Here is a 21,123-nt window from a genome sequence, read left to right on the forward strand (position 1 = left end):
TATCCCCGTTCCATCTGGCTAATGCCGTGGGCCTGGTTCGGTTCCACCGCTATTTCAACTCCACTTCGCTCAGCGCCAGCGTCAGGCGGTCCAGTAATTGGCCGCTATGGCGCCAGAAGTGCCAGTAGAGCGGCACCGCGAGGGACTGGCCGGGTGCGATGCTGGCCAGCCTGCCTTTCGCCACCAGGGTATCGGCCTGCATCATTTGCGGGATCATGCCGTAGCCCATGCCGGCAGTGGCCAGGCGCACGAAGCCTTCCGAAGAAGGGCACAGGTGATAGGGAAAGCTGCCATGGTAACCGCACTGAGCGAGAAAACGGTGCTGCAGCTGGTCATGGGGGCCGAATACGATGGCGGGTGCCTGACGAAAGGCGTCGGCGGCGGGGCCATGGGGAAAGTGACGGGCAATGTAGTCCGGCGTGGCCAGCGGGTGATATTCCATTTTCCCCAGCGGTACACAGCGAGCCCCGGCAATGGGCTGGGGGCTGGCGCACAGGCACGCTGCGACGTCGCCATCGCGCAGCCGCTTGAGCCCTACGTCCTGGTCCTCGACCACCAGATCCAGCAGCAGACCTTCGGCCTGGCACAGTTCACCCACGGCGTCGGCCCACCAGGTCACCAGGCTGTCGGCGTTGATCGCGATGCGCAGCCTTGGCGCGGACTCCTCCAAGGTGGGCAGGGTGGTGCGCAAATCACGTTCGAGCAACTGGACCTGCCGGTAATGATTGAGCAGCCGCTGGCCTGCCGGGGTGGGGTGGAGCTCGGGGTGGCGGATCAGTACCGGCTGCCCCAGGCGGATTTCCAGCGACTTGATGCGTTGGGAGACGGCGGATTGCGAGAGCCCCAGTGCGTCACCGGCGCGCTCGAAGCCCCCGCACTCGATTACCGCCGCCAGCGCCTGAAGAAGTTTGTAGTCCAGCATGAGCTGCTCGCCATTAGAAGAACTGATGTGTCATTAGCAGGATGATTTCCTGGTATATCGGCTCACCATTATGCTTGCGTGTTCCGGAAGGAGTCGATTCACGATTTCCTCGATGGAGGGGGAGCCATGTTGGAGAGTTACCTCACCGGGCTGGTGGTATGCGGTGGCATCATCATTGCCATCGGTGCGCAGAACGCCTACGTGCTGGGCCTGGCCGTGAGGCGGGAGCACCACTGGTGGTCGGCGGGTCTATGCATGAGCACGGATGTACTGCTGTTGACGGCCGGCATGTTCGGTGTCAGTGCCATTCTTCTGACCATGCCGAGCGCAATGGAGGCGATGCGGTGGTTGGGGGTGGCCTTCCTCTCGTGGCTGGCCGCCCAGGCTTTCTACCGTGCCGCTACCGGGCGACAGGCGCTGGCGGCGGTGGCGGATGGGCGCAGCCTGAAGCATGTACTGCTCGCCACCCTGGCGGTCACCATTCTCAATCCCCAGGTGTACCTGGACACCCTGCTGCTGGTACCCGCCATTGGCGCCCAGCAAGAGAGCGCCACCACCTTCGTGGCCGGGGCGAGCACCGCTTCGATCCTGTGGTTCAGCCTGCTGGCCTGGGGTGGGTCGATGCTCTCACCCTGGCTTTCGCGCCCCCTGGCCTGGCGCCTGATCGATGGGGCGATCGGGCTGATGATGGCGGTGGTGGCGGTTCACCTGGCCAGCAACGGGGTGTAAAGCAATCCGCTTGCCTACTACTCGCCCAAGCGGCGACTTCCTCGGTGGGCCGCCACCATAACCCTCGTTACACGCTGATCCTTACGTCAGTGGGTCAGTAATCAGGCCATAGGTTTCCGGGCGGCGGTGCAGGTCAAAATTGAAGATATGTTCCCGGATCTCGCAAGTGCGGTCTAGGTCACATTCATAGGTAATCAGTTCGTCCTCCTGGCTACTGGCCATGGCAACGATCTCGCCAGTGGGGGCGATAATGCAACTCTGACCAAGCAGGTCACAGCCTTCTTCCTTCCCCGCTTTTGCCACGCCCACGACCCACATGCCGTTTTGGTAGGCTCCAGCCTGCATGCAAAGATGGTTATGGAAGCCCTGCAGGTGATCATGTGCAGGCACCGGCGGATAGTGTATGGGTGTGTTGTAGCCGAGCATCATCAGCTCGACTCCCTGTAGCGCCAGCATTCGATAGGTTTCCGGCCAACGACGGTCATTGCATAGCGCCATGCCCATGGTGCCGCCAAAGGCCTGTGTCGTGCCGAATCCAGTATTGCCTGGCTCGAAATATCGTTTCTCGAGATGCTGAAACGGGCGCCAGGGTTCATGTTCACTGTGGCCTGGCAGGTGGACCTTGCGATACTTGCCGATAATGCTGCCGCTGGCATCGACCAGGATGGATGTATTGAAGTGACGGGGCGTTTTCGCCTCCAGTGCCAGCTCCGCATAGCCGAGGTAAAAGCCGATGCCTAGCTCACGGGCCGCTTCGAACAGGGGCTGGGTTTCGGGGCCTGGCATCTCCTGCTCGAAGAAGGCGTCGATATCGGCCTGATCTTCCATGTACCAGCGTGGAAAGAAAGTGGTCAGGGCAAGCTCGGGGAAGACTACCAGGCTGGCGCCTCTGGCGTGGGCCTGATGCATCAGTTCGACCATGCGTGCGACTGCCCGGGCACGGGTTTCATTTCGTGCAATGGGGCCCAGTTGGGCGGCCCCCACAATCAGTTTGCGGCTCATTAGGCTTTCCTTGGACAATTACCCGGCGAGGTCCAACAGGACTCTCAGCAAGACATTGGTACCCGCTTCCAGGTCTTCGGGCGCGGTGTATTCGTTGATGTTGTGGCTGATGCCATCGACGCTGGGTACGAAGATCATGGCAGTGGGGCAGACCCTGGCCAGCATCTGGGCGTCGTGTCCGGCGCCGCTGGGCATGCGCATGACGGAGTGTCCGAACGCCTTGGCGCTGGCTTCCACACAATCGATCATGTCCGTGTCGAAGGGCACTGGGTCGAAGCGTGCTAGGGTGCGATGCTGCACCTCTATGCCCTCCCGCTCGGCCAGTCGTTCAATAAAGTCCAGTAGCTCGGCTTCGGCCTGCTTGAGTCGATCGTTATCGGTATTACGCAAGTCGACAGTCAAGCTGGCCTGGTTGGCTACCACATTGACCAGATTGGGCTCCATCTGCAGCGCTCCGACCGTGCCCACCTGGTCGCCACCGATGCGGTTAGCCAGCTCACGTACGAAGGAGCCGGTGGCCATGGCGGCATATCCGGCATCATGACGCAGGCGCATGGGCGTGGTGCCAGCGTGGTTGGATGTGCCGGTGAAGCAGAACTCCTGCCAGGAGATTCCCTGTACCTTTTCCACTGCCCCAATCGTGATGCTGGACTCCTCGAGTACCGGGCCCTGCTCAATGTGCAACTCAACGTATGCATGCACATCAGGATTGCCCACTGGTTCGCTACCGCGGGCACCGATTTGCTCAAGACAGTCACCGACTCGCTGACCGTCGATTCCCTTGGTGGCCAGCGCATCATCGAGAGACATGCCGCCGACATACACCAGGCTTCCCATCATGTCGGGGGCAAAGCGTGCTCCCTCTTCGTTGGTGAAGAAGGCGACACATAGAGGACGGCGCGTGACGATGCCGGCCTCGTTGAGGGTCTCGATTACCTCGAGCCCGCCCAGTACACCCAGGTTGCCATCATAGATACCACCGGTGCGGACGGTGTCGATATGCGATCCGGTCATCACCGGCGGGCTGTCCTCTGTGCCGGGTCGCAGGCCGAACACATTGCCCATGGCGTCGCTGGACACCTGAAGACCCAGTTCGTACATCCAACTGATAACGAGCTCTCTTCCCTGGCGGTCCTCCTCGGTTAGGGCGAGGCGGCAGCAGCCACCACCTGGCAGGGCGCCAATTTCGCCGAGTCGCTCCAGGCGGCTGATCAGGCGTTGCCCATTGATTCGCAGTGTGTCATGCATGATTGCGTGCCTCCGCTTCAACCTCGGCCGACGGGCGGCCTACCAGTTCGCGATAAACCTCTTCGTCGGTGGCGCCTTCACTGCCGATCAGCAGGATACGACTGTCGGCATCAAGCCCTAGGGCCTCGCTCAAGGCGGTCTGTTGTCGTGCGATCAGCAGCCCGACGAGTCCCGCTACCGCGCTTTCACCTGCCACCAGTGGGCTATCGCCATCGATCCCCGCCGCTAGCAGTTTCATGGCTTCCACCGCCGCCTCGTCGGTTACGGTGATAAAGTCGTCGATACCGTCCTCGAGTACTTCCCAGGCCAGCAGCGAGACCTCACCGCAGGCAAGTCCCGCCATCAAAGTGTCGAGATCGCCATGGACGGCAATGGGACGCCCTGCTCGTGCGCTCTCGTAGAGACAGGCCGCTCGGTCGGGCTCGACCACGATCACTCGCGGCCGGTCGGGGCCGTAGGCTTCCCAGAGCTGGGCCAGTACCGCGGCCGCTAGCCCCCCGACCCCGCCCTGCACGAAGCAGTGTGTTGGCGGCTTGGGCAACTGCTGCACCGCTTCATCGACCATGACTGTGTAGCCCTGCATGACGTCGCGTGGCACGGTCATATACCCGGGGTAAGAGGTGTCCGAGACCACGAACCAGCCGTTGGCCTCGGCATCCGCCGCCGCCTGGCGCACCGAGTCGTCGTAATTGCCGGGGATCCGGCGCACTTCGGCGCCGAAGCGTGTGATGGCGTCCTCGCGCCCCTGGGAAACGGTGGCGTGCAGGTAGATCACGCATCGTGCGCCGAACTGCTGGGCACCCCAGGCCACCGAACGGCCGTGGTTGCCGTCGGTTGCGCAGCATACGGTGATGCGTGACTCTTCCTCACGGTAGCGTCCTGCCAGCAGGTCGGCCGAGGTGACGTCCGGTGGGAGGTGCTCCTTGAGCAGGCGCAGGACGGCATAGGCTCCGCCCAGCGCCTTGAAGCTGTTGAGTCCGAAGCGCCTGGCTTCGTCCTTGTAGTCGAGTCGGGCGACGTCGCAGGCCTTGGCCAGCCCGCTCAGGGCCACCAGGGGGGTGGGGGCGTAGCCGGGCCAGGTGCGTACCTCGTCGCGTGCCGCACGCATTGCCTCCTGGGACAGGATGGCGCGCTGACGCTCACCGATGGGAGCCCCTGGCAGAACCCGGGGATTGTTGTAATGCTGGATGGTGTCTTGAGTAATCAGCTGGCGCATGACGATCCTTGGTGTCGATCCGTCAGGTCGATCTGTGCAATCGATCCATGAGTGGGAAGCAGGGGGCAGGCCCCCCGCGATCAGGGTGCAGCACGTTCTATTGCGATGCGTTTTCGATTGCTTCGAGGAAAGCGGCCAGCATTTCTTCACCTTCAGCGCCATACTTTTCCGAGATGATTTCCATGACCGCTGGCTGAGTGGCCTCGCGGAAGGCATCCATCTCGTCTGGCGTCAGGGAGTGAACTTCCATGTTGGCGGCGAGATGTGGCAGGCCGCGGTCCGAGGCTTCGATGATGCGGCTGATGCCGCGGCCGGCAACGATGGCCGAGCGGGCGGCGGACTCCACTACCTTCTGCTCCGTTTCATCCAGGCTGTCCCAGAAACGATTGCTGACTACCCAGACATAGGGGGCGAAGAGGTGGTTCGTCAGTGAGAGGTACTGTTGCACTTCATCGAAGCGGGCGAAGGATATGATCGGGATAGGATTCATCTGCCCGTCGGCGACGCCCGTCTGCAGCGCGGTGTAGACCTCGGACCAGGCGATGGCGGTGGGCTGGCCACCCAGCGCCCTGATGACCTCCTGATGGGTGTCCAGACCCATGGTACGGATCTGCAGGCCCTGCATGTCGTCGGGAGTACGCACCTGGCGCCTGGAGTTGGTGATGGCAAACAGGCCGCCGGAGTCACCGAATCCGAGTACCTTGAGGCCGGTTTTTTCCTCGATATCGACGGCAAGCTTATCGCCGAAGGGACCATCGAAGACTTCATAGGTAGTTGAGACGTCGGGGAAGGCAAAGGGGACGTCGAGTACGCCGATCATCGGGTAAGCCGAAGCAAAACCCCCGACCGAGTGAATGCCGGACTGCACCACGCCTGCGCGAAGTTGGCTTAGCACGCCGGCGTCATCACCAAGCTGCCCGTTGGGGTAGGTTTGCACGGTGACCGAGCCGTTGGTGCCCGATTCGACCAGGTTCTTGAACACCGTTGCCATGGCGCCCGAGCCGTTGTCGAAAGGGTTGTCATTGTTCAGATGATGCAGGCGCATCACCTTCTCAGCGTAGGCGGTTCCGGCGAGGGCCAGGCTGGCTGCGGCGACGGCAGCAATAAGGGATTTCTTGAAACGTGTCATGGTGATTCTCCATCTTGTGCTTGTTGGTTGAGAGCGCATAGTGCCTAGAAGCCCAGCAGGCGTGGCACGAACAGGGTCAGGTCAGGCCAGAATGCAATCAGCATCAGGACGCCGACCTGGACCAATAGGAACGGCCAGAGCGCGCCACTGATCCGTTCAATTTTTTCCCCGGTAACCGACGACAGTACGAATAGACAGGCGCCGACTGGTGGGGTCATCAGGGAAATATTGAGGGCGAGGATGATCATGATGCCGGCATGCACCGGGTCCATGCCGATGGCGTTGGTCAGTGGAACCAGTACCGGGGCCAGGATGATGAGCGCGGCGTTGATATCCATGAATAGCCCGATGGCAAGCAATAGCAGCAGAATCATGCCGATGATCGCTTCGGGGTTCGTCGTCAGGGCAAGAAAGCTGGCCGCCACCATCTGGGGCAGTTGGACGAAGGTCATCCACCAGCCGAGGATCGAGGCCGAGGCGATGATCAGGAATACCACTCCTGTGATACGGGCGGTTCGCTCGAGCATGTCGAAGAGGTCGCTCCACTTCAGCGAGCGATAGATCACCGTGCCCACCAACAGGGCATAAAGTACGGCCAGGGAGGCGGCTTCAGTAGGCGTGGTGATTCCGAAGAGAATGGCGCCCAGGATCATGACCGGCATGAGTATCGCCAGCAGACTGGAGCGGAAGGTGGAGAGAATCAGCTTGAGACTGGGTCCACCCTCTCCCTTGGGCAGGTTGAGACGACGCCCCAGCGCAGCGATCAGACACATGCAAAACAGGGCGATGAGGAGCCCCGGCAGTATGCCGGCAGCGAACAGCCCGGCAATGGAGACACCCATCAGCGAGCCGTAGATCACCATCAGGTTGGAGGGTGGAATCGTCGGGCCGATGATCGAGCCGGCAGCGGTTACGGCGCAGGCAAAAGGCCGGGTGTAGCCTTGCTTGACCATAGCCGGGACCATGGTGTTGCCAAAGGCGGCAGCGTCGGAAACGGCGGCCCCCGTCATGCCAGAGAACAGCACCGAAGCGAGCATGTTTGAATGGGCCAGCCCCCCTCGTAGATAACCCACCAAGGCATTGGCGAAGTCGATCAGGCGTGATGTGATGCCGGAGCGATTCATGATCTCGCCAGCAAGGATGAACAGTGGCATGGCCATGAAGGTGAACAGGTCCAACCCCTCGAAGAAGCGGCGAGGTGCCATGGTCAGGAATTCCGGCCCACCCAGTTGTAGCAGCCCGGTGACACCGGCAATGCCGAGTACGTAGCCGATAGGCAGGCCGAGGATCAGCAGGCCGAAGAAGGCCAGGGCAACAATCATCATTGGATGTTCTCCTCCGGCAGTTCGATAGCCGCCACCTCGGGGGGATGGAGATAGTCACGCAGCATCACGACCACCGTCTGAAAGGCAGCGAGTCCGGCCGATACTGGCACCGAAGCGAAGGGGATCAGCATGGTCATGCCGAAGATGGTGGCGAACTGGCTACTGCCCTGAATCGACATGTGAACGCCATACCACGTCAAATAGAGGAAAAAGCCCAGGCCGATCAGGTCGAGCAGGAGTCGAAGCAGGCGCTGCTTTCCTGGTGAGAGCAGGCTGAACAGCATGACGAAACCGATATGTTCGCGCCTGAAGACGCCTGCTGGTATGGCCAGCAGGGCGGCCCATATCATCACGTAGCGGGCCAGCACCTCCGTCCAGGTGGCCCCCAGCTCCAGGCCGTAGCGGGACAGGATGCCGAACCAGACGATCAAAACCATGACGCCTGCGAGTACGGCACATAGCTTGATGACCACGGCATCCAGGTATTTACCAAATGTCAGCAGCTTGCCTAACAGTGGGTGATGGGGCGTTGTATTTGTCGTTGGCATGGTGCCTCCCAGGGATGAGCCTGGCCGATCTTGACGCGACATGGTCGGCCTCTCGCTTCCAGACTGAGACAAATTTTTCACTTCGTCAAGCATGTGAAAATGAATTTTCATCTTTCCTGTGTGATGGCATCATGGTAAGCATGGACACCATGAAAGAGCCCCTGACGCTGGAAGCGCGTATTCAAGCGCATTACGAAGAGCTGCCCCCGGCTGAGAAGCGCCTGGGTGACCTGTTGCTGGGTTTCCCCGGCGATATCGCTACCTATAGTGCTGGCGAGCTGGCCGAAGCTGCCGGTACCTCGCGGGCGGCGGCGTCGCGCTTTTTTCAGCGGCTGGGTTACAAGGACTTCAATGAGGTGCGTCTGCAGGTGCGCGAGGCCAAGCGCTGGGGCTCGCCGGTCTATCTCTCCTCGGCTTCACGGGCAAGCGGAAGGGGGGAGGGCAAGTCCGTGGCTAGCCAATCGGTGGCCGATCACCTTGAGCAGGAAATTCACAACCTGACGCTCTCCCTGGAAGCCATTCGACCGGATACACTGCGCGATGTGGTGGATGCTATGGCGGGTGCACGGCGGGTGCACGTGGTGGGCTTCCGCAACAGCCGCATGTTGGCGCTTTATCTGCAGCGTCAATTGTTGTTGCTGCGTTCTGATGTGTTGCTATTACCCCAATCCGCCCAGACTCTGGGAGAGGACATGGTGGATATCGGCGAGGGCGACGTGGTGGTGATGATCGGCATGCGCCGGCGGGTCGGGGTGGTAACGCGTATCATGGAAATTTCCCAGGCACAAGGGGCCAAGGTACTGCTGATTACCGATCCCTCCGCCACCCAGACGGCGCGGCTAGCCACTTGGACCCTGACGTGCCAAGTTCGCTCCCCCTCATTGCTCGACAGCTATGCTGCTGCCATGAGCGTGTTGAACCTGCTCTGCTCGATTTTGTTCCAGCGCGCAATGAGCGAAGGCTTCGAGCGTCTGCGTCGGGTCGAGACTTTACACGATGAGCTCGATGAGCTTGACGCCTTTGCCTGGTTGACGAATCAACCTGACAGCGAGGAGTGACGACCAAGTCTCACTCTGATTCCCGCCATGCCTGGTGACCGCAACTCAGGCAGCGATAGAATGCCTCGAAGCCGGTACTGGAGTCGGCCGATTCCCGCACCGTTCCCCTCTGGTAGGTGAAGGAGCGCAGCGAACAGATCGGGCAGCGGATCTCCTCATGGCGCGGCGCGGGGGGTGACGCCTTTTCCGGAGGGACGGGGGGGCTCGGCTGGGCTGCGGCCTCTGCCGCCACACGGTCGAGATCGGCGCCGAGCTTGGCCGCCAGCTGTTGCGCTGCCTCGGCCTGTTCGGTTCCCGCCAGGTTCGCCAGCTTCCGGATCCCTTCCTTGACGGCTTTCAGCCGGGATGTGATATCGGCCATCGGGCAGCCCTCTTGAGGATTTGCTGGGACTTGTAACATCGTTATATCAGCATAACCCGCACTGGTCTCGATGGCACAGCGAGTTGCCCCGTCCCCCATGTGACCCCATTGGCTATGCTTCAGGATGGATGTTTGCGTAGGACCTCCGGCGCCGGATGGCGACTCTGCCATTTGCGTCGGCCGAAGGGAGGCTGTCATGGGCGAACAGCAAGGCAATGTCATTTATCACAAGCGTGGCTGTGGCTGGTCTGACAAGGCGATTGGCCTGCTGGAAAAGCACGACGTGTCCTTCGAGGACCATGAGTTTGCATCGAAAACGGAGGAGGAGGAATTCAAGGCGCAGCATGGCGTCGGCACCACGCCCCAGGTCTATCTCAATGGTGAACATATCGGTGGCTATGACGCTCTGGCCGAGCATTTCGGTGAGCAGGACGACGAGGAGGAGAGCGCGACCTCCTATGTGCCGGTCATTGCGGTATTTTCCACCACCGCGCTACTGGCGTTGGCGACACAGGCCGGCATCATGGGTTTCATGGGCTTTTCGCTGGCGGTGCTGGCGTGTCTGAAGCTGATGGACATCCCGGGCTTCGTGCAGGGCTTCAGGCAGTACGATCTGATCACCCGGCGCGTGCCGGCTTACGGAAGGGTTTATCCCTTTGCCGAACTCTTCGTCGGCCTGGGTTTTCTTTCCGGTTTACTGCCCCTGGTGACCGGCCTGGTGGCCATTCTCGTTGGCATCGCGGGCGGGTTTTCCATCATCAAGGCCGTCTACGTCGACAAGGCGGATCTCAATTGTGCCTGCGTTGGAGGCAATTCCAATGTTCCGCTGGGCGTCATCAGCTTTACCGAGAACGCCATGATGGCCGGCATGGGGCTTTGGGTACTGCTGCGGCTGATGTGAATCCGGCCACCGGCATGAGTTGCCTCGACTCAAGGCGGCGGCGCTGCCCGACAAGATGCTCGTCGATCACACGTCCCGCTGGCGGTTGGCGAGTGTGGCGAGGGCGCTTTCCACATTGGCTAGCGCTGCCTTTCCTTCGGCTCTCCCTTTTTTCTGCAGCCACCAGAGTTGGTGGATGGCCCTTATCCTGACCGTGACGCGCTGGATGCCCAGCACCTGGGCCATGGCCAGCCGGTGCAGCCCCTTGTTGATCTTGATGAGATTGCCATCGCGATCAATGGCCACGCCGAGCCGATCGCTCCCCATGCTTGCCTTGAAACCGAAGCAACTCATGTCTTCCATATAGAGCCGGTAGCGCTGAAGGTAGGTGAGGATGCGCGCTTCCGAATTCAGCAGTATGCCTTGTCGATGGGAGCTCACGGGGGCGCCGCGTTCCAGCGCCGCCAGCAGGCGGGCATAGCCGTGACTGGCGGTCAGGTCGAGGCGATGCTGCCAAAGGTCGGTAATGAATTCCCGTCGATCGCTTTCAGCCAGTTCCGTCAGCACCAGGTCCCAGTCGCCAGGCCAGATGAAGACGTTGGACGCCTTGCGTCGCAAGGCTCGGTTCGGGAAGGAACGGGGAAAGTTGATACCCTTGTGCAGCACGCTGGTATCGACTTCGAGGTCCAGCTTTCCATCGAGATAGGCTTCGATGCTACGCCGTGGCAGGCCTTGGGCTTCCAGCATGGCACTGCCAGGTTTGCTTTCCAGCCAGCGATGAAGCAGGCCGTTTTCCAGCGGGCCTCCCAGACGGCGCTTGAACCCTTCCTTGATGGTGAACGCGATGCGGGACTTGAGCATGCGGTGCCGGAGAGCCGGGTCATACAGTGGCGGATAGGCCCGTTCGCCGGTGGGAGTTCGCGGGGAGTGGCGCTGGTTGATTTCCGCCGTGATCAGCGTCTCCATGTCATTCCTGAAGCGTTCGGTGGGCGTGACCGGAGGTGTCGTCTCTGCCAGTGCCTGCAAGAAATCACCGCTCAGCCCGGAAGGGCGAGGACCGGTTGGCGATGACATGGTCCCCATGTCGGCAAGGCCAAGGCCCTCCAGGCGCTGAGCCACTTCCCGTCGGGAGCCGTGAATGGCCAGCAACTGGGTGTAGAGTCTGCTGCCGAGAATGGTGTACAGCCAAGTGGCGGCTGGCTGCCTGGCGTCCCACTGGTCGAGGTTGCGCCAGGCGAGCAGAAGCATATCGCCGCATACCGCTTCGCCATGGTGCGGCTGCTCGAAGAACAGATAGGCAAGGCCCAGCATGCGTGGCAAGCAGGTCGCCGCCAGGCGATCGAAGGATGCCTTGGTGCCCTCTGTGCAGCCAAGCAGGAGGGCTTCCAGGCTGCCATCGCCCGGCGTGGGGGAAGGAGGAAGGGAGGCTGGGTTGGCCAAGATCGAGTCTCTTCTTGTACATGAGACTGCCCATGATACTGATTTTGGCACGGGGCGCCCCTCGGATTGCTTCGCCCTACGCAATGATGGCGAGCCGCACAGCCGTGGGCCAGCTTCACGGCTTCACCTCAGGGTGATGACCGTCCGGGTGCCTTTCGTTTGCAATCTGTTACGCTTCTCGATTTACTCAGAACAAAGTCCGCTGAGGCTAGTGCCAATACTTGTGCCACCCGTTACGAGAAGTAGCGTCGTGGCTCGCTAGGCACCACAGAAAAGGGGGCAGGGATGCAAAAGCCGGAAAACGGGGGGAGCGAGTTGAGTAGGACGCTCACCGGCCTTGGCGCCGATAGCGTGCCGGATAGGGCTGACGGAGCCTGGTATCGGTATTGGCACGGCTTTTTGACATCTGGCGGGCGTACGACGGAAGAGTGTCCCGACTATCTCAGGATTACCCTCTTGAACCTGGCCGGTGCGGCCAGCGTTGTCGTATGGACGCTGTCTCTGTTCCTTGTCTTTCTTGGTCCGCTGGAAGCGACGCTGGAACGGGTGATCCTCGACCTGGCAGGACTGCTGGTTTCCATCGGTATCATCGTCAGCCTGCGCCTGGGGGCACCGGTCGTGGTGGTGGCCCAAGCGGCCCATGGCTTTCTTTTCCTTGCCCTGCTGAGCCTGGCCATTATCAGGGTAGACAACCCCCTGATGCTGGCGCTTCCGCTGGTCTATCCCGCCATGGCCTTCCTGCTGCTCGACGATATCCGTCGAGGGATAGCCGGTACGCTGCTGATGACCGCCGTGCTCAACATTGCGATCTCGGCGGGGCTTGGCCCGGCCACGCGCGACAGTGCCACGTTGTTTGGTGGGGCGCTGACCGTTACGACTGGCATGGGATTCCAGGCAGTGGTGGTGGCATTGTATGTCCATCATCGAAAGCGGGTCATGTCACGCTTGCGGGCGGTCAGCGAGCAGCTTGCCATATTGGCCAGTCGTGATCCGTTGACCGGCTTGTACAATCGGCGCTCCTTCATCAGGGACCTTCAGCGCGAGCTGTCGCGGCGGGAACGGGATGAGCGCCAACTGGCCCTGCTGCTGTTCGACGTGGATCGCTTCAAGGCCTATAACGACCGTTTCGGTCACCCACAAGGGGATAGGCTGCTCAAGCGCCTGGCGGATGTGGCCCGGGAGGTCTTCTGCCGTGGCGAGGATGTCGCGTTCCGCCTGGGAGGAGAGGAGTTTGCCGTCATCTTCCGCACCGAAGACAGCACCCAGGCCGCCGACATGGCCGATCGGCTGCTGACCATCATCGAGGACCTGGGCGAACCCGCTCCCGCTGGCCCAAATGCCAGTCTCACCGTATCCGCCGGGCTCTGCCTGGTGGATGGTGAAAGTCAGAGCACGGCGAGCCAGGTCTATAACCGGGCGGATGAGGCGCTTTACCACGCCAAGAAACTGGGTCGGGCACGCTGGATCTGCGTCTCCTGTTGAATACGCAGCCACCCTCAATCACCCGGTCCATGTTCCATGCAGCGCTCGGTAATGGCAGGACCCTGCATCAATGCCGCATTGAGATCTCGCAGGGCACTGCGCAAGCCCTCCTCGAGCACCGGGTGATAGAAGGGCATCTCGAGCATGCGATTGACGCTCATGCGCTGTTCCAGTGACCAGGCCAGCAGGTGCGCCATATGCTCGATGCGCGGGCCGAATAGCTCGGCGCCCAGGAATTGGCCGGTACCGTGTTCGGCATAGAGCTTGATCAGCCCCCGGTTCTGGCGTATCACCACGGCTCGACCCTGGTCTTCGAAGGAGGCCTCACCCATGGCGATGCACTCGCAGCCGCCGCAGCGCTGCTCCATCTCTTCCCGGTTGGCGCCCACCTTGGCGATCTGCGGCTCGGTGAAGACGATGGCCAGCGGCACGTTGCGACGGCCGGCGCGCAGGGCCGGGTAGCGACCGGCGTTATCGCCTGCAATGCGCCCTTGGGTATTGGCTTCGTGCAGAAGCGGCAGCTCATGATTGGCATCACCGGCGATGAACACATGACCGGGAATATCGTCACTTTTACGGCACTGCAGGGTGAAACGGTTGAAGTAGGGCAGGCCCTTGTCATTCAAGGCCAGTCCGGCCTTGTCCAGGTCGAGTGTGTCGACGTTGGGGCGTCGGCCGGTGGCGGCCAGCAGGTAGTCGAAGCGTTCGGTGAGACGCTGGCCGGTGCCACGCTCGATAAAGGTGATGACGACCTGGTCGCCCTCGCGTTCGATGGCTTCCACCTTGGCTTCCGGGTCCAGGTAGAAGCTCTCGTTGAAGGTGCGGTCGGCATAGTCGCGAAGGGCATCGTCTTCAAGGGAGCCGAGCGAGCCGCCATTGCCGAAAATGCGCAGGCGTACCCCAAGGCGATGAAGGGCCTGGCCAAGTTCCAGGCCAATGATGCCCGGGCCGAAGACCGCCACCGACTCCGGCAGGCTATCCCAGTCGAAGATGTCGTCGTTGACGACCAAACGGTCGCCTGCGGCGTCGAAGAAATCGGGCCAATCGTTGCGCGATCCGGTCGCGATGACGATGCACCGTGCCGTCACTCGGCTGTGGCTGCCGACGAGCAGGACGTGCGGGGTTTCAAAGCGGGCGTGCCCTTCCATGCGGTCGGCTTTGTCGATTCGTTGCATCGATCCCAGAACCTGCTGCACGAAGCGGTCGCGTTCCCGCTTGATCCGGGCCATGACGGCGTGCCCATCGATGTCGATCTCGCCGACCTTCACGCCAAACCCGTCGGCTGATCGGGCCTGGTGAGCGGCTTCGGCTGCGGCGATCAGCAGCTTCGAGGGCATGCAGCCTACTCGGGCGCAGGTCGTGCCGTATTCGCCTCCCTCGATCAATATCACGCTGTCGGTATGCTGTCTGGCAGTATGCCAGGCACTCAGGCCGGCGGTGCCGGCTCCAATGATGGCGATATCGACATGACGTTCCTGCATTTCGCACTCCTCCTGAGCTGGGCACTGCTTCCACTATGGCACAGCCGTTCGTGGCGGCCAGGTCGTTGGCGGTTCACTTTGGCATCACCTTGCGAGCTGTTACCCTGCCTGGGCGGTTGCCGCAACGTGGTAGGGCGGACTCAAACCATGGCATCGGGCCCGCCGGGTGCGAGCGGTACCATCATCCTGGAACATGACGATCGATGTCGAAAATTGAAGCGATAAACCTGCCTGCCCCCGGTGTGACATGTTCGAACTGTCACGCCTGTTGCTGCCGCCTGGAAGTGATGCTGCTGACCGATACCGGCGTGCCGGAACGGTTCGTGGAGTCGGATGCATGGGGAGGGCAGGTCATGGCGCGCCTGGACGATGGCTGGTGTGCTGCGCTGGATCGCGGCACGATGATGTGCACCATCTACGAAAACCGCCCCTGGGTATGCCGGGAGTTCGAGATGGGGTCCTACGAATGCGTGACGGAACGCGACGAACATATGTAACCGACCCTGCATGTCCGACCGGCAAAGCCGATGGCATCGAACGTTCACTCTTGACGGTGCCTTTCTGCTATTCTTGCGACCTCAATCTTCCATCGCCTCTCGGCGCTTGCTTCCCGGCTCCCGCCTTCGCTTGCCTGTCGCTCCGGCCCCGCCATTCATTGCAGGATGACTTTCGTGTCTGATTCCACCCCCAATTCCGGTCTTGTCCATGATGGTGCCTTCACCTCCCTGGCCCTGGTTCCGGAGTTGTTGAACAACCTGGATTCACTTGGCTATCACGCCATGACGCCCATCCAGGCCGATAGCTTGCCTGCCATGCTGGCCGGGCACGATGTCATTGCGCGGGCGAAGACCGGCTCGGGCAAGACGGCTGCATTCGGCCTGGGGCTTCTCTCGCGGATCGTGGTGGCGCAGTTCCGCGTACAGGCATTGGTGCTTTGCCCGACACGAGAGCTGGCCGATCAAGTGGCGGGTGAAATCCGGCGTCTGGCGCGCAGCCTGTCCAATGTGAAGGTGTTGACGCTGTGTGGCGGTGCTCCCTTCGGCCCACAGCTCGCTTCGCTGGCTCATGGTGCTCATGTCGTCGTCGGCACGCCTGGCCGGGTGGAGGAGCACCTGCGCAAGGGTTCGCTTAGCCTTGATGCGCTTGACACGCTGGTGCTGGATGAAGCCAACCGGATGCTCGATATGGGGTTTCAGGCCGCCATGGATGCCATCGTCCGCGAGACGCCGAACAGCCGCCAGACGTTGCTGTTCAGCGCCACTTACAGCGATGACGTCCGCGCCATTGCCGAGGGGCTGATGCGTGATCCCCTCACGGTGGAGGTCGCGGAAGCCCATGATGAGACCACTATTCAGCAGCATTTCTACCGAGTGGCGGATGAATCGGCACGCTTCGAATCGTTGCGCCTGTTGCTGCTGCACTATCGCCCGGGGGCGAGCGTGGTGTTCTGCAATACCAAGCGCGAAACCGATGAGGTGGCTGGTGCCCTGAGCGAGGCAGGGTTCAGTGCCTTGGCCCTGCATGGCGATCTGGAACAGCGTGACCGCGATCGCCTGCTGGTCCTGTTTTCCAACAGGAGCGCCTCGATTCTGGTGGCGACCGATGTCGCGGCGAGAGGGCTGGATATCGACGCGCTGGACGCGGTATTCAATTACCGCATCGCCCGTGAACTCGAGGTGCATGTGCATCGTGTCGGTCGTACCGGGCGGGCCGGAGGCCACGGCGTCGCCTGTACCCTGGTCAGTGAGCAGGAGGACTATCGGCTGGCACGGCTCGGTGAGTTCCTTCAACAGCAGCTGGATGTCGAACCGCTGCCATCCCGCCGTGCGCTGACGGGCGAGCCGATGATCCCCGCCATGGTGACGCTGCAACTGGATGGCGGCAAGAAACAGAAGGTGCGTCCCGGTGATATCCTGGGTGCGCTGACCGGCGATGGTGGTATTCGTGGTGACCAGATAGGCAAGATCAAGGTGCTGGAGCGAAGCGCCTACGTGGCCGTACAGCGCGAAGTCGCCCAGGCGGCACTTACGCAGCTGAGTGCGGGAAAACTCAAGGGGCGTTCGTTTCGCGCCCGGCTCGTCAGCCGCTGACATCGAAAGGCGGTACGTCCGCAAGGTGATATGCCAAAGTGGTGATATGAAGATACCCAAACGATTACAACCGCTGGTCGACGACGGCATGATCGATGAAGTCGTGACCCAGTTGATGAGCGGAAAGGAAGCCCAGGTCTATGTGGTGCGTGCCAGTGGAGAGCTGCGCTGCGCCAAGGTTTTCAAGGAAGCCAAGCAGCGCAGTTTCAAGCAGGCGGTGCAGTATCAGGAAGGCCGCAAGGTGCGCAACAGCCGCCAGGGCCGGGCGATGGCCAAGAAGACACGCTATGGGCAGAAAGAGCAGGAACAGGCCTGGCTGAACGCCGAGGTCGACGCCCTCTACCGGCTGGCATCGGCAAACGTACGGGTACCCACGCCCTACGGTTTTGTCGATGGCGTGCTGCTGATGGAAATGATCACGGATGCGGAGGGCTTCGCCGCCCCGCGCCTGGATGACGTCAGCATCAGCGCGGAGCAAGCCCGTGAGTATTATGCCAAGGTCATCAGCGACGTGGTGCGCATGCTCTGTGCCGGCCTGGTCCATGGCGACCTGTCCGAGTTCAACGTGTTGCTGGCCCCCGACGGCCCGGTGATCATCGACCTGCCCCAGGCGGTGGATGCCGCTGGCAACAACAGCGCGGCGATGATGCTGGAGCGCGATGTGAACAACATGCGTGCCTACTTCGGCCGCTTCGCCCCGGAGCTGTTGGATACCGACTACGGCAAGGAGATCTGGGCGCTCTACGAGGCGGGTGAATTGCATCCTGATAGCAAGCTGACCGGTTGCTTTGCCTACGATACCACCGCAGTGGATGTCGACGACCTCCTGGCGGTGATCGAGGATGCCCGGGAAGAACAGGATGAGCACCTGGCGATGCTGGCCCGCAACGAGGAGGATGACGAGCAGTAGGACGCGACGTTCGTGCCGGTGCCGCCGCACAGGCGGCATGGGCTGGTTTCGTGCGAGCGACGATCTCTCTTCTTTTTCCTGTTATCCCAAGCCTCCATGGGGCCGGTACAGGCATCAGGCGCGCCCAGGGTGACTCGCCAACACCCCTTGAGGCCTTGAACGCATAAAGATTGTCTTTCATGGTTGACCTCAATTCGACTTGAGGAATTAGCCTTCCGAGGTGCCCCTGTCGCCGGGGGCCGCTGCAAAGAGCTGGGCTCTCCCGGCTCAACCACCTTAGGAAGGAGACAACGACCATGATCTCTCATCACGCGCGGCAGCAAACCGGCCAGCACGCGCCACGACACGGCGCACGGCAGCACGAATCCTCTACCTGGGAATCGGCGCCGCTGGACCTCGAGGCCTACCTGCAGCGCATCGGCTATCAGGGCGCTCTGTCCCCGAGCCTGTCGACGCTGCGCGCACTGCAGCAGGCCCATCTTCAGGCAATACCCTTCGAAAATCTGGAAATCGTCACGGGCGGCGAGATCCGGCTGGATCTCGCCAGCCTTCAGGACAAGTTGGTCAGCCGCCATCGTGGCGGCTATTGCCATGAGCAGAACATCTTCTTCGCCACGGTGCTGGATCGGCTCGGCTTTCAGGTGGCAGGGCGCAGCGCCCGAATGCTGATGGGCGAGAGTGAGCAAAAGGTGACCGGACTGGGGCACACGATCCTCAACGTCAGCGTCGAGGGAAAGCAATGGCTGGTGGATGTCGGGGTCGGCAATATCGGGCCCCGGCAACCGATACCGCTGGAGGAGGACGTCGACGTCAGTCACGGCGGATGGCGCTATCGGCTGGAACTGACGTCAGCCGGCCGATGGCTACTTCGCCACTGGCGCGACGATGGCTGGTTCAATCTCTACCAGTTCAACGACGAGCCCTACTTTCGGGCCGACTATGAAGACCATAACTTCGTGGTTTCCACGCACCCAGACTCACCCTTCACTCGCCGTATCGTAGCGCAGCTCAATGGCGAAGCCGTTCGCTACGCGCTTACCGACAGGGAGTTGAAGGTCTTTCGACCCGAGGCGCCAGCCGAGCAACGCGAGATCGCGGCGGCAGACCTGCCGGCGCTGCTGCGCGAGCTCTTTGGACTGACACTGGATACGCAGCAGACCCAAAGACTGCTGCGGCGTGCCGAGGGCATCCGAGGGGAGTCATCCGAGGGCGAGCCGCTCGGCACCTGATCCGCCAGGGAAGCATGTCGGTGCGGGGTTAAAGGTCGGGCCTGGGCGGTAATGGGTCAGGACTTGGAATCGTGCTTTGGCTTGCCCTTCTGTTTCGCCGAGGCCATCTTCTCCAGCTCCTTCTCGTCCATGGACTCGTACATCTGCTTCGCGGCGCCATCGAGTTCGCTGACCTTCTTTTCACCACGCTTGGCGGAAAGCGCGGCTCCGGCGGCCATTTGCTGGGCTTGGGACTTGGCTGGCATGGTGTCTCTCCTGATTGGTTCACTCGATGCAGTCATCCATTACTCATGAGAAAATTAGCCAGTGTCATTCCCCCGCGCCACTGCAGAGACGTTACGGATGATGAACACAGGTAACCATGGCATCGTCGAGGGAGCCTTCCAGTCCGGCATGACGGACGCCAGGGGATGGGTGGCGGTTATCCGGGGGATGGCCGAAACTGGGGCCAACATTCCAACGATAGAGGAGGTCTCGTGAAGCTTCAGCATGCCACCTGGCAGGAGGTCGAAGCCTACCTGCAACGCTCGACCGGGATCATTGTGCCGATTGGCTCGACCGAGCAGCATGGGCCCAATGGCCTGGTCGGTACCGATGCCATCTGTCCGGAAACGATTGCCTGGGAGCTTGGGCAGCGTCATGACATCCTGGTAGGACCGACCCAGAACCTGGGTGTGGCCCAGCATCACCTGGCGTTTCCAGGCAGCATCAGCCTGCGCCCCAGCACCCTGATAGCCGTGCTGCGTGATACCGTGGCATCCCTCGCCCGCCATGGTTTCACGCATCTCTTTTTTATCAACGGCCATGGCGGCAACATCGCCACCGTGAATGCGGCCTTTGCCGAAATTTACTCGGAGCATAGCGTTCGAGCGGGAGGGCAGACCGGGCCCAACCTGACCCTGTTCAACTGGTTTGCCGGCCGTCGCGGTCGTGAGCTGGCCGAATCGCTGTATGGCGACGCTGAAGGCAGTCATGCCACGGCGTCGGAAGTCTCACTCTCCTGGTTTGCGCGCCCGGAGGCGGTGAAGTCGGTCTCGATGTCGCCCAAGGTGGCACCCGTCGGCAGCGCGCAATGCGATGCCGATGAGTTTCGTCGCCGTTTTCCGGATGGGCGAATGGGCTCGGACCCCTCCCTGGCCAGCGTCGAGCACGGTTCACGCTTTCTCGAAGCGGGCGTGGAAGACGCCTGGGAGGCGTATCGCGCTTTCACCGGCCGGGCATGAACGCCGTGCTTCGTATCCTCTTTGGCCTGGCAATGGGCTATGCGCTGGTCGTGATACTGGCCTGGTTCTTTCAGGAGCGCCTGCTCTACCTGCCCCACATGGGGCGCGAGCATATCGGCACGCCGGCAGACCGTGGCCTGGAGTGGGAGCAGGTCGACCTTGAAACAGAGGATGGCCTGACCCTGGATGCCTGGTGGGTTCCAGCCGAGAATGCCCGGGCCAGCCTGTTGTTCTTCCATGGCAATGCCGGCAACATCTCCCACCGACTGGACTCGATTCGTCAATTCAACCGCCTCGGCCTGTCCGTGCTGATCGTGGACTATCGGGGCTATGGCCGCAGCGAAGGAAGCCCGTCAGAGGCGGGAACGGCACGCGATGCCCGGGCGAGCTGGCGCTGGTTGACCGAAGAGGCCGGCGCCTCACCTGACGAGATCGTGCTGTTCGGTCGTTCCCTGGGGGCCGCCGTGGCGGCGGAGCTGGCCGTGGCGCTGGCGGCCGACGACAACCCTGCGGCCGTCATTCTGGAATCGCCGTTTCGCTCGGTGCCGGCCCTTGGCCAGCAGCTCTACCCCTTCCTGCCGGTTCGCTGGCTGGCAACGCTGGACTACGACACGGAACGCTACGTGACCGCGTTCAGGGCACCGTTGCTGGTGATCCACAGCCGCGAGGACGAGATCATCCCTTTCTCCGAGGGCGAGGCCGTGTTCGAGGCCGCCAGCGATCCCAAGGAGTTGCTGGTCATTCGTGGCGGTCACAATACCGGTTTTCTCGACAGCGAACCGGAGTACTCGGACGGTATCGAAGCTTTCCTGGAGGAGATTGCCGGCCTGCGCCGGAACTGACGGCTGTC

The 21,123-nt window shown here is 61.7% G+C and carries 21 protein-coding genes; 10 read left to right on the forward strand and 11 right to left on the reverse strand.

Features of this window, described 5'->3' with window-relative positions:
* Window positions 1–49: 49 nt before the first annotated feature.
* Window positions 50–922, reverse strand: coding sequence for a LysR family transcriptional regulator ArgP (locus C1H69_RS05115; protein ID WP_102652335.1), 873 nt, complete (start codon window positions 920–922; stop codon window positions 50–52).
* 126 nt (window positions 923–1,048) lie between these two features.
* Between C1H69_RS05115 and C1H69_RS05120 the strand changes: the two genes are divergently transcribed.
* Window positions 1,049–1,651, forward strand: a complete 603-nt coding sequence (locus C1H69_RS05120; RefSeq protein WP_102652336.1) for a LysE/ArgO family amino acid transporter — start codon at window positions 1,049–1,051, stop codon at window positions 1,649–1,651.
* 81 nt (window positions 1,652–1,732) lie between these two features.
* Here C1H69_RS05120 and C1H69_RS05125 read toward each other — a convergent pair whose 3' ends face one another.
* The 6 genes from C1H69_RS05125 to C1H69_RS05150 form a co-directional block, all read right to left on the reverse strand.
* Complete coding sequence (locus C1H69_RS05125) at window positions 1,733–2,653, reverse strand: N-carbamoyl-D-amino-acid hydrolase (RefSeq protein ID WP_102652337.1); 921 nt, start codon at window positions 2,651–2,653, stop codon at window positions 1,733–1,735.
* 18 nt (window positions 2,654–2,671) lie between these two features.
* On the reverse strand, window positions 2,672–3,901 hold the full coding sequence (locus C1H69_RS05130; protein ID WP_102652338.1) for a Zn-dependent hydrolase: 1,230 nt from the start codon (window positions 3,899–3,901) through the stop codon (window positions 2,672–2,674).
* Entirely contained in the window at window positions 3,894–5,117 is a 1,224-nt protein-coding gene (locus C1H69_RS05135; protein WP_102652339.1) for a diaminopropionate ammonia-lyase, read from the reverse strand. Before C1H69_RS05135 ends, C1H69_RS05130 begins: the two co-directional genes overlap by 8 nt.
* A 97-nt stretch (window positions 5,118–5,214) precedes the next feature.
* Window positions 5,215–6,246 (reverse strand): TRAP transporter substrate-binding protein, encoded by a 1,032-nt coding sequence (locus C1H69_RS05140; RefSeq protein WP_102652340.1) that lies wholly within the window; start codon window positions 6,244–6,246, stop codon window positions 5,215–5,217.
* Between the two features lie 44 nt (window positions 6,247–6,290).
* Window positions 6,291–7,571 (reverse strand): TRAP transporter large permease, encoded by a 1,281-nt coding sequence (locus C1H69_RS05145; protein ID WP_205738415.1) that lies wholly within the window; start codon window positions 7,569–7,571, stop codon window positions 6,291–6,293.
* Window positions 7,568–8,119, reverse strand: coding sequence for a TRAP transporter small permease (locus C1H69_RS05150; RefSeq protein WP_102652605.1), 552 nt, complete (start codon window positions 8,117–8,119; stop codon window positions 7,568–7,570). Before C1H69_RS05150 ends, C1H69_RS05145 begins: the two co-directional genes overlap by 4 nt.
* Window positions 8,120–8,268: 149 nt before the next feature.
* Here C1H69_RS05150 and C1H69_RS05155 point away from each other — a divergent pair, with 149 nt between their 5' ends.
* The gene (locus C1H69_RS05155) at window positions 8,269–9,177 is read left to right on the forward strand and encodes a MurR/RpiR family transcriptional regulator (RefSeq protein ID WP_165789422.1); all 909 of its coding nucleotides are present in this window, start codon (window positions 8,269–8,271) and stop codon (window positions 9,175–9,177) included.
* A 10-nt stretch (window positions 9,178–9,187) separates the two neighbouring features.
* On the opposite strand, the gene C1H69_RS05160 is transcribed toward C1H69_RS05155, so the two are convergent.
* Window positions 9,188–9,538, reverse strand: coding sequence for a zinc ribbon domain-containing protein (locus C1H69_RS05160; protein ID WP_102652342.1), 351 nt, complete (start codon window positions 9,536–9,538; stop codon window positions 9,188–9,190).
* A gap of 196 nt (window positions 9,539–9,734) precedes the next feature.
* Here C1H69_RS05160 and C1H69_RS05165 point away from each other — a divergent pair, with 196 nt between their 5' ends.
* Window positions 9,735–10,439: a glutaredoxin gene (locus C1H69_RS05165; RefSeq protein ID WP_102652343.1), complete on the forward strand. Its 705-nt coding sequence runs from the start codon at window positions 9,735–9,737 to the stop codon at window positions 10,437–10,439.
* Window positions 10,440–10,505: 66 nt separating this feature from the next.
* Here the strand turns inward: C1H69_RS05165 and C1H69_RS05170 are convergent, their stop codons facing one another.
* A complete protein-coding gene (locus C1H69_RS05170; protein WP_102652344.1) occupies window positions 10,506–11,858 on the reverse strand; it encodes an RNA polymerase sigma factor in 1,353 nt (450 codons plus the stop codon).
* Window positions 11,859–12,143: 285 nt separating this feature from the next.
* On the opposite strand from C1H69_RS05170, the gene C1H69_RS05175 reads away from it, so the two are divergent.
* Window positions 12,144–13,340 carry a GGDEF domain-containing protein gene (locus C1H69_RS05175; protein ID WP_102652345.1) on the forward strand — a complete coding sequence of 399 codons (1,197 nt, stop codon included), beginning with the start codon at window positions 12,144–12,146 and terminating at the stop codon, window positions 13,338–13,340.
* A gap of 14 nt (window positions 13,341–13,354) precedes the next feature.
* Here C1H69_RS05175 and C1H69_RS05180 read toward each other — a convergent pair whose 3' ends face one another.
* A complete protein-coding gene (locus tag C1H69_RS05180; protein WP_102652346.1) occupies window positions 13,355–14,821 on the reverse strand; it encodes a dihydrolipoyl dehydrogenase in 1,467 nt (488 codons plus the stop codon).
* Between the two features lie 203 nt (window positions 14,822–15,024).
* Between C1H69_RS05180 and C1H69_RS05185 the strand changes: the two genes are divergently transcribed.
* From C1H69_RS05185 to C1H69_RS05200, 4 genes are all read left to right on the forward strand, one after another.
* Window positions 15,025–15,318, forward strand: coding sequence for a YkgJ family cysteine cluster protein (locus C1H69_RS05185; RefSeq protein WP_102652347.1), 294 nt, complete (start codon window positions 15,025–15,027; stop codon window positions 15,316–15,318).
* Window positions 15,319–15,483: 165 nt separating this feature from the next.
* The gene (gene dbpA, locus C1H69_RS05190; protein WP_102652348.1) at window positions 15,484–16,911 is read left to right on the forward strand and encodes an ATP-dependent RNA helicase DbpA; all 1,428 of its coding nucleotides are present in this window, start codon (window positions 15,484–15,486) and stop codon (window positions 16,909–16,911) included.
* Window positions 16,912–16,957: 46 nt separating this feature from the next.
* Window positions 16,958–17,821, forward strand: coding sequence for a PA4780 family RIO1-like protein kinase (locus tag C1H69_RS05195; RefSeq protein WP_102652349.1), 864 nt, complete (start codon window positions 16,958–16,960; stop codon window positions 17,819–17,821).
* A 296-nt stretch (window positions 17,822–18,117) separates the two neighbouring features.
* The gene (locus C1H69_RS05200) at window positions 18,118–19,050 is read left to right on the forward strand and encodes an arylamine N-acetyltransferase family protein (RefSeq protein WP_102652350.1); all 933 of its coding nucleotides are present in this window, start codon (window positions 18,118–18,120) and stop codon (window positions 19,048–19,050) included.
* A 56-nt stretch (window positions 19,051–19,106) separates the two neighbouring features.
* Here the strand turns inward: C1H69_RS05200 and C1H69_RS05205 are convergent, their stop codons facing one another.
* Window positions 19,107–19,295 (reverse strand): DUF3008 family protein, encoded by a 189-nt coding sequence (locus C1H69_RS05205; protein ID WP_102652351.1) that lies wholly within the window; start codon window positions 19,293–19,295, stop codon window positions 19,107–19,109.
* 231 nt (window positions 19,296–19,526) lie between these two features.
* Here C1H69_RS05205 and C1H69_RS05210 point away from each other — a divergent pair, with 231 nt between their 5' ends.
* Both C1H69_RS05210 and C1H69_RS05215 read left to right on the forward strand, forming a co-directional pair.
* A complete protein-coding gene (locus C1H69_RS05210; RefSeq protein ID WP_102652352.1) occupies window positions 19,527–20,273 on the forward strand; it encodes a creatininase family protein in 747 nt (248 codons plus the stop codon).
* Entirely contained in the window at window positions 20,270–21,115 is an 846-nt protein-coding gene (locus C1H69_RS05215) for an alpha/beta hydrolase (protein ID WP_102652353.1), read from the forward strand. The genes C1H69_RS05210 and C1H69_RS05215 overlap by 4 nt, the downstream gene beginning before the upstream one ends.
* Window positions 21,116–21,123: the final 8 nt, after the last annotated feature.

Source organism: Billgrantia endophytica (genome assembly GCF_002879615.1).
Lineage (GTDB): Bacteria > Pseudomonadota > Gammaproteobacteria > Pseudomonadales > Halomonadaceae > Halomonas > Halomonas endophytica.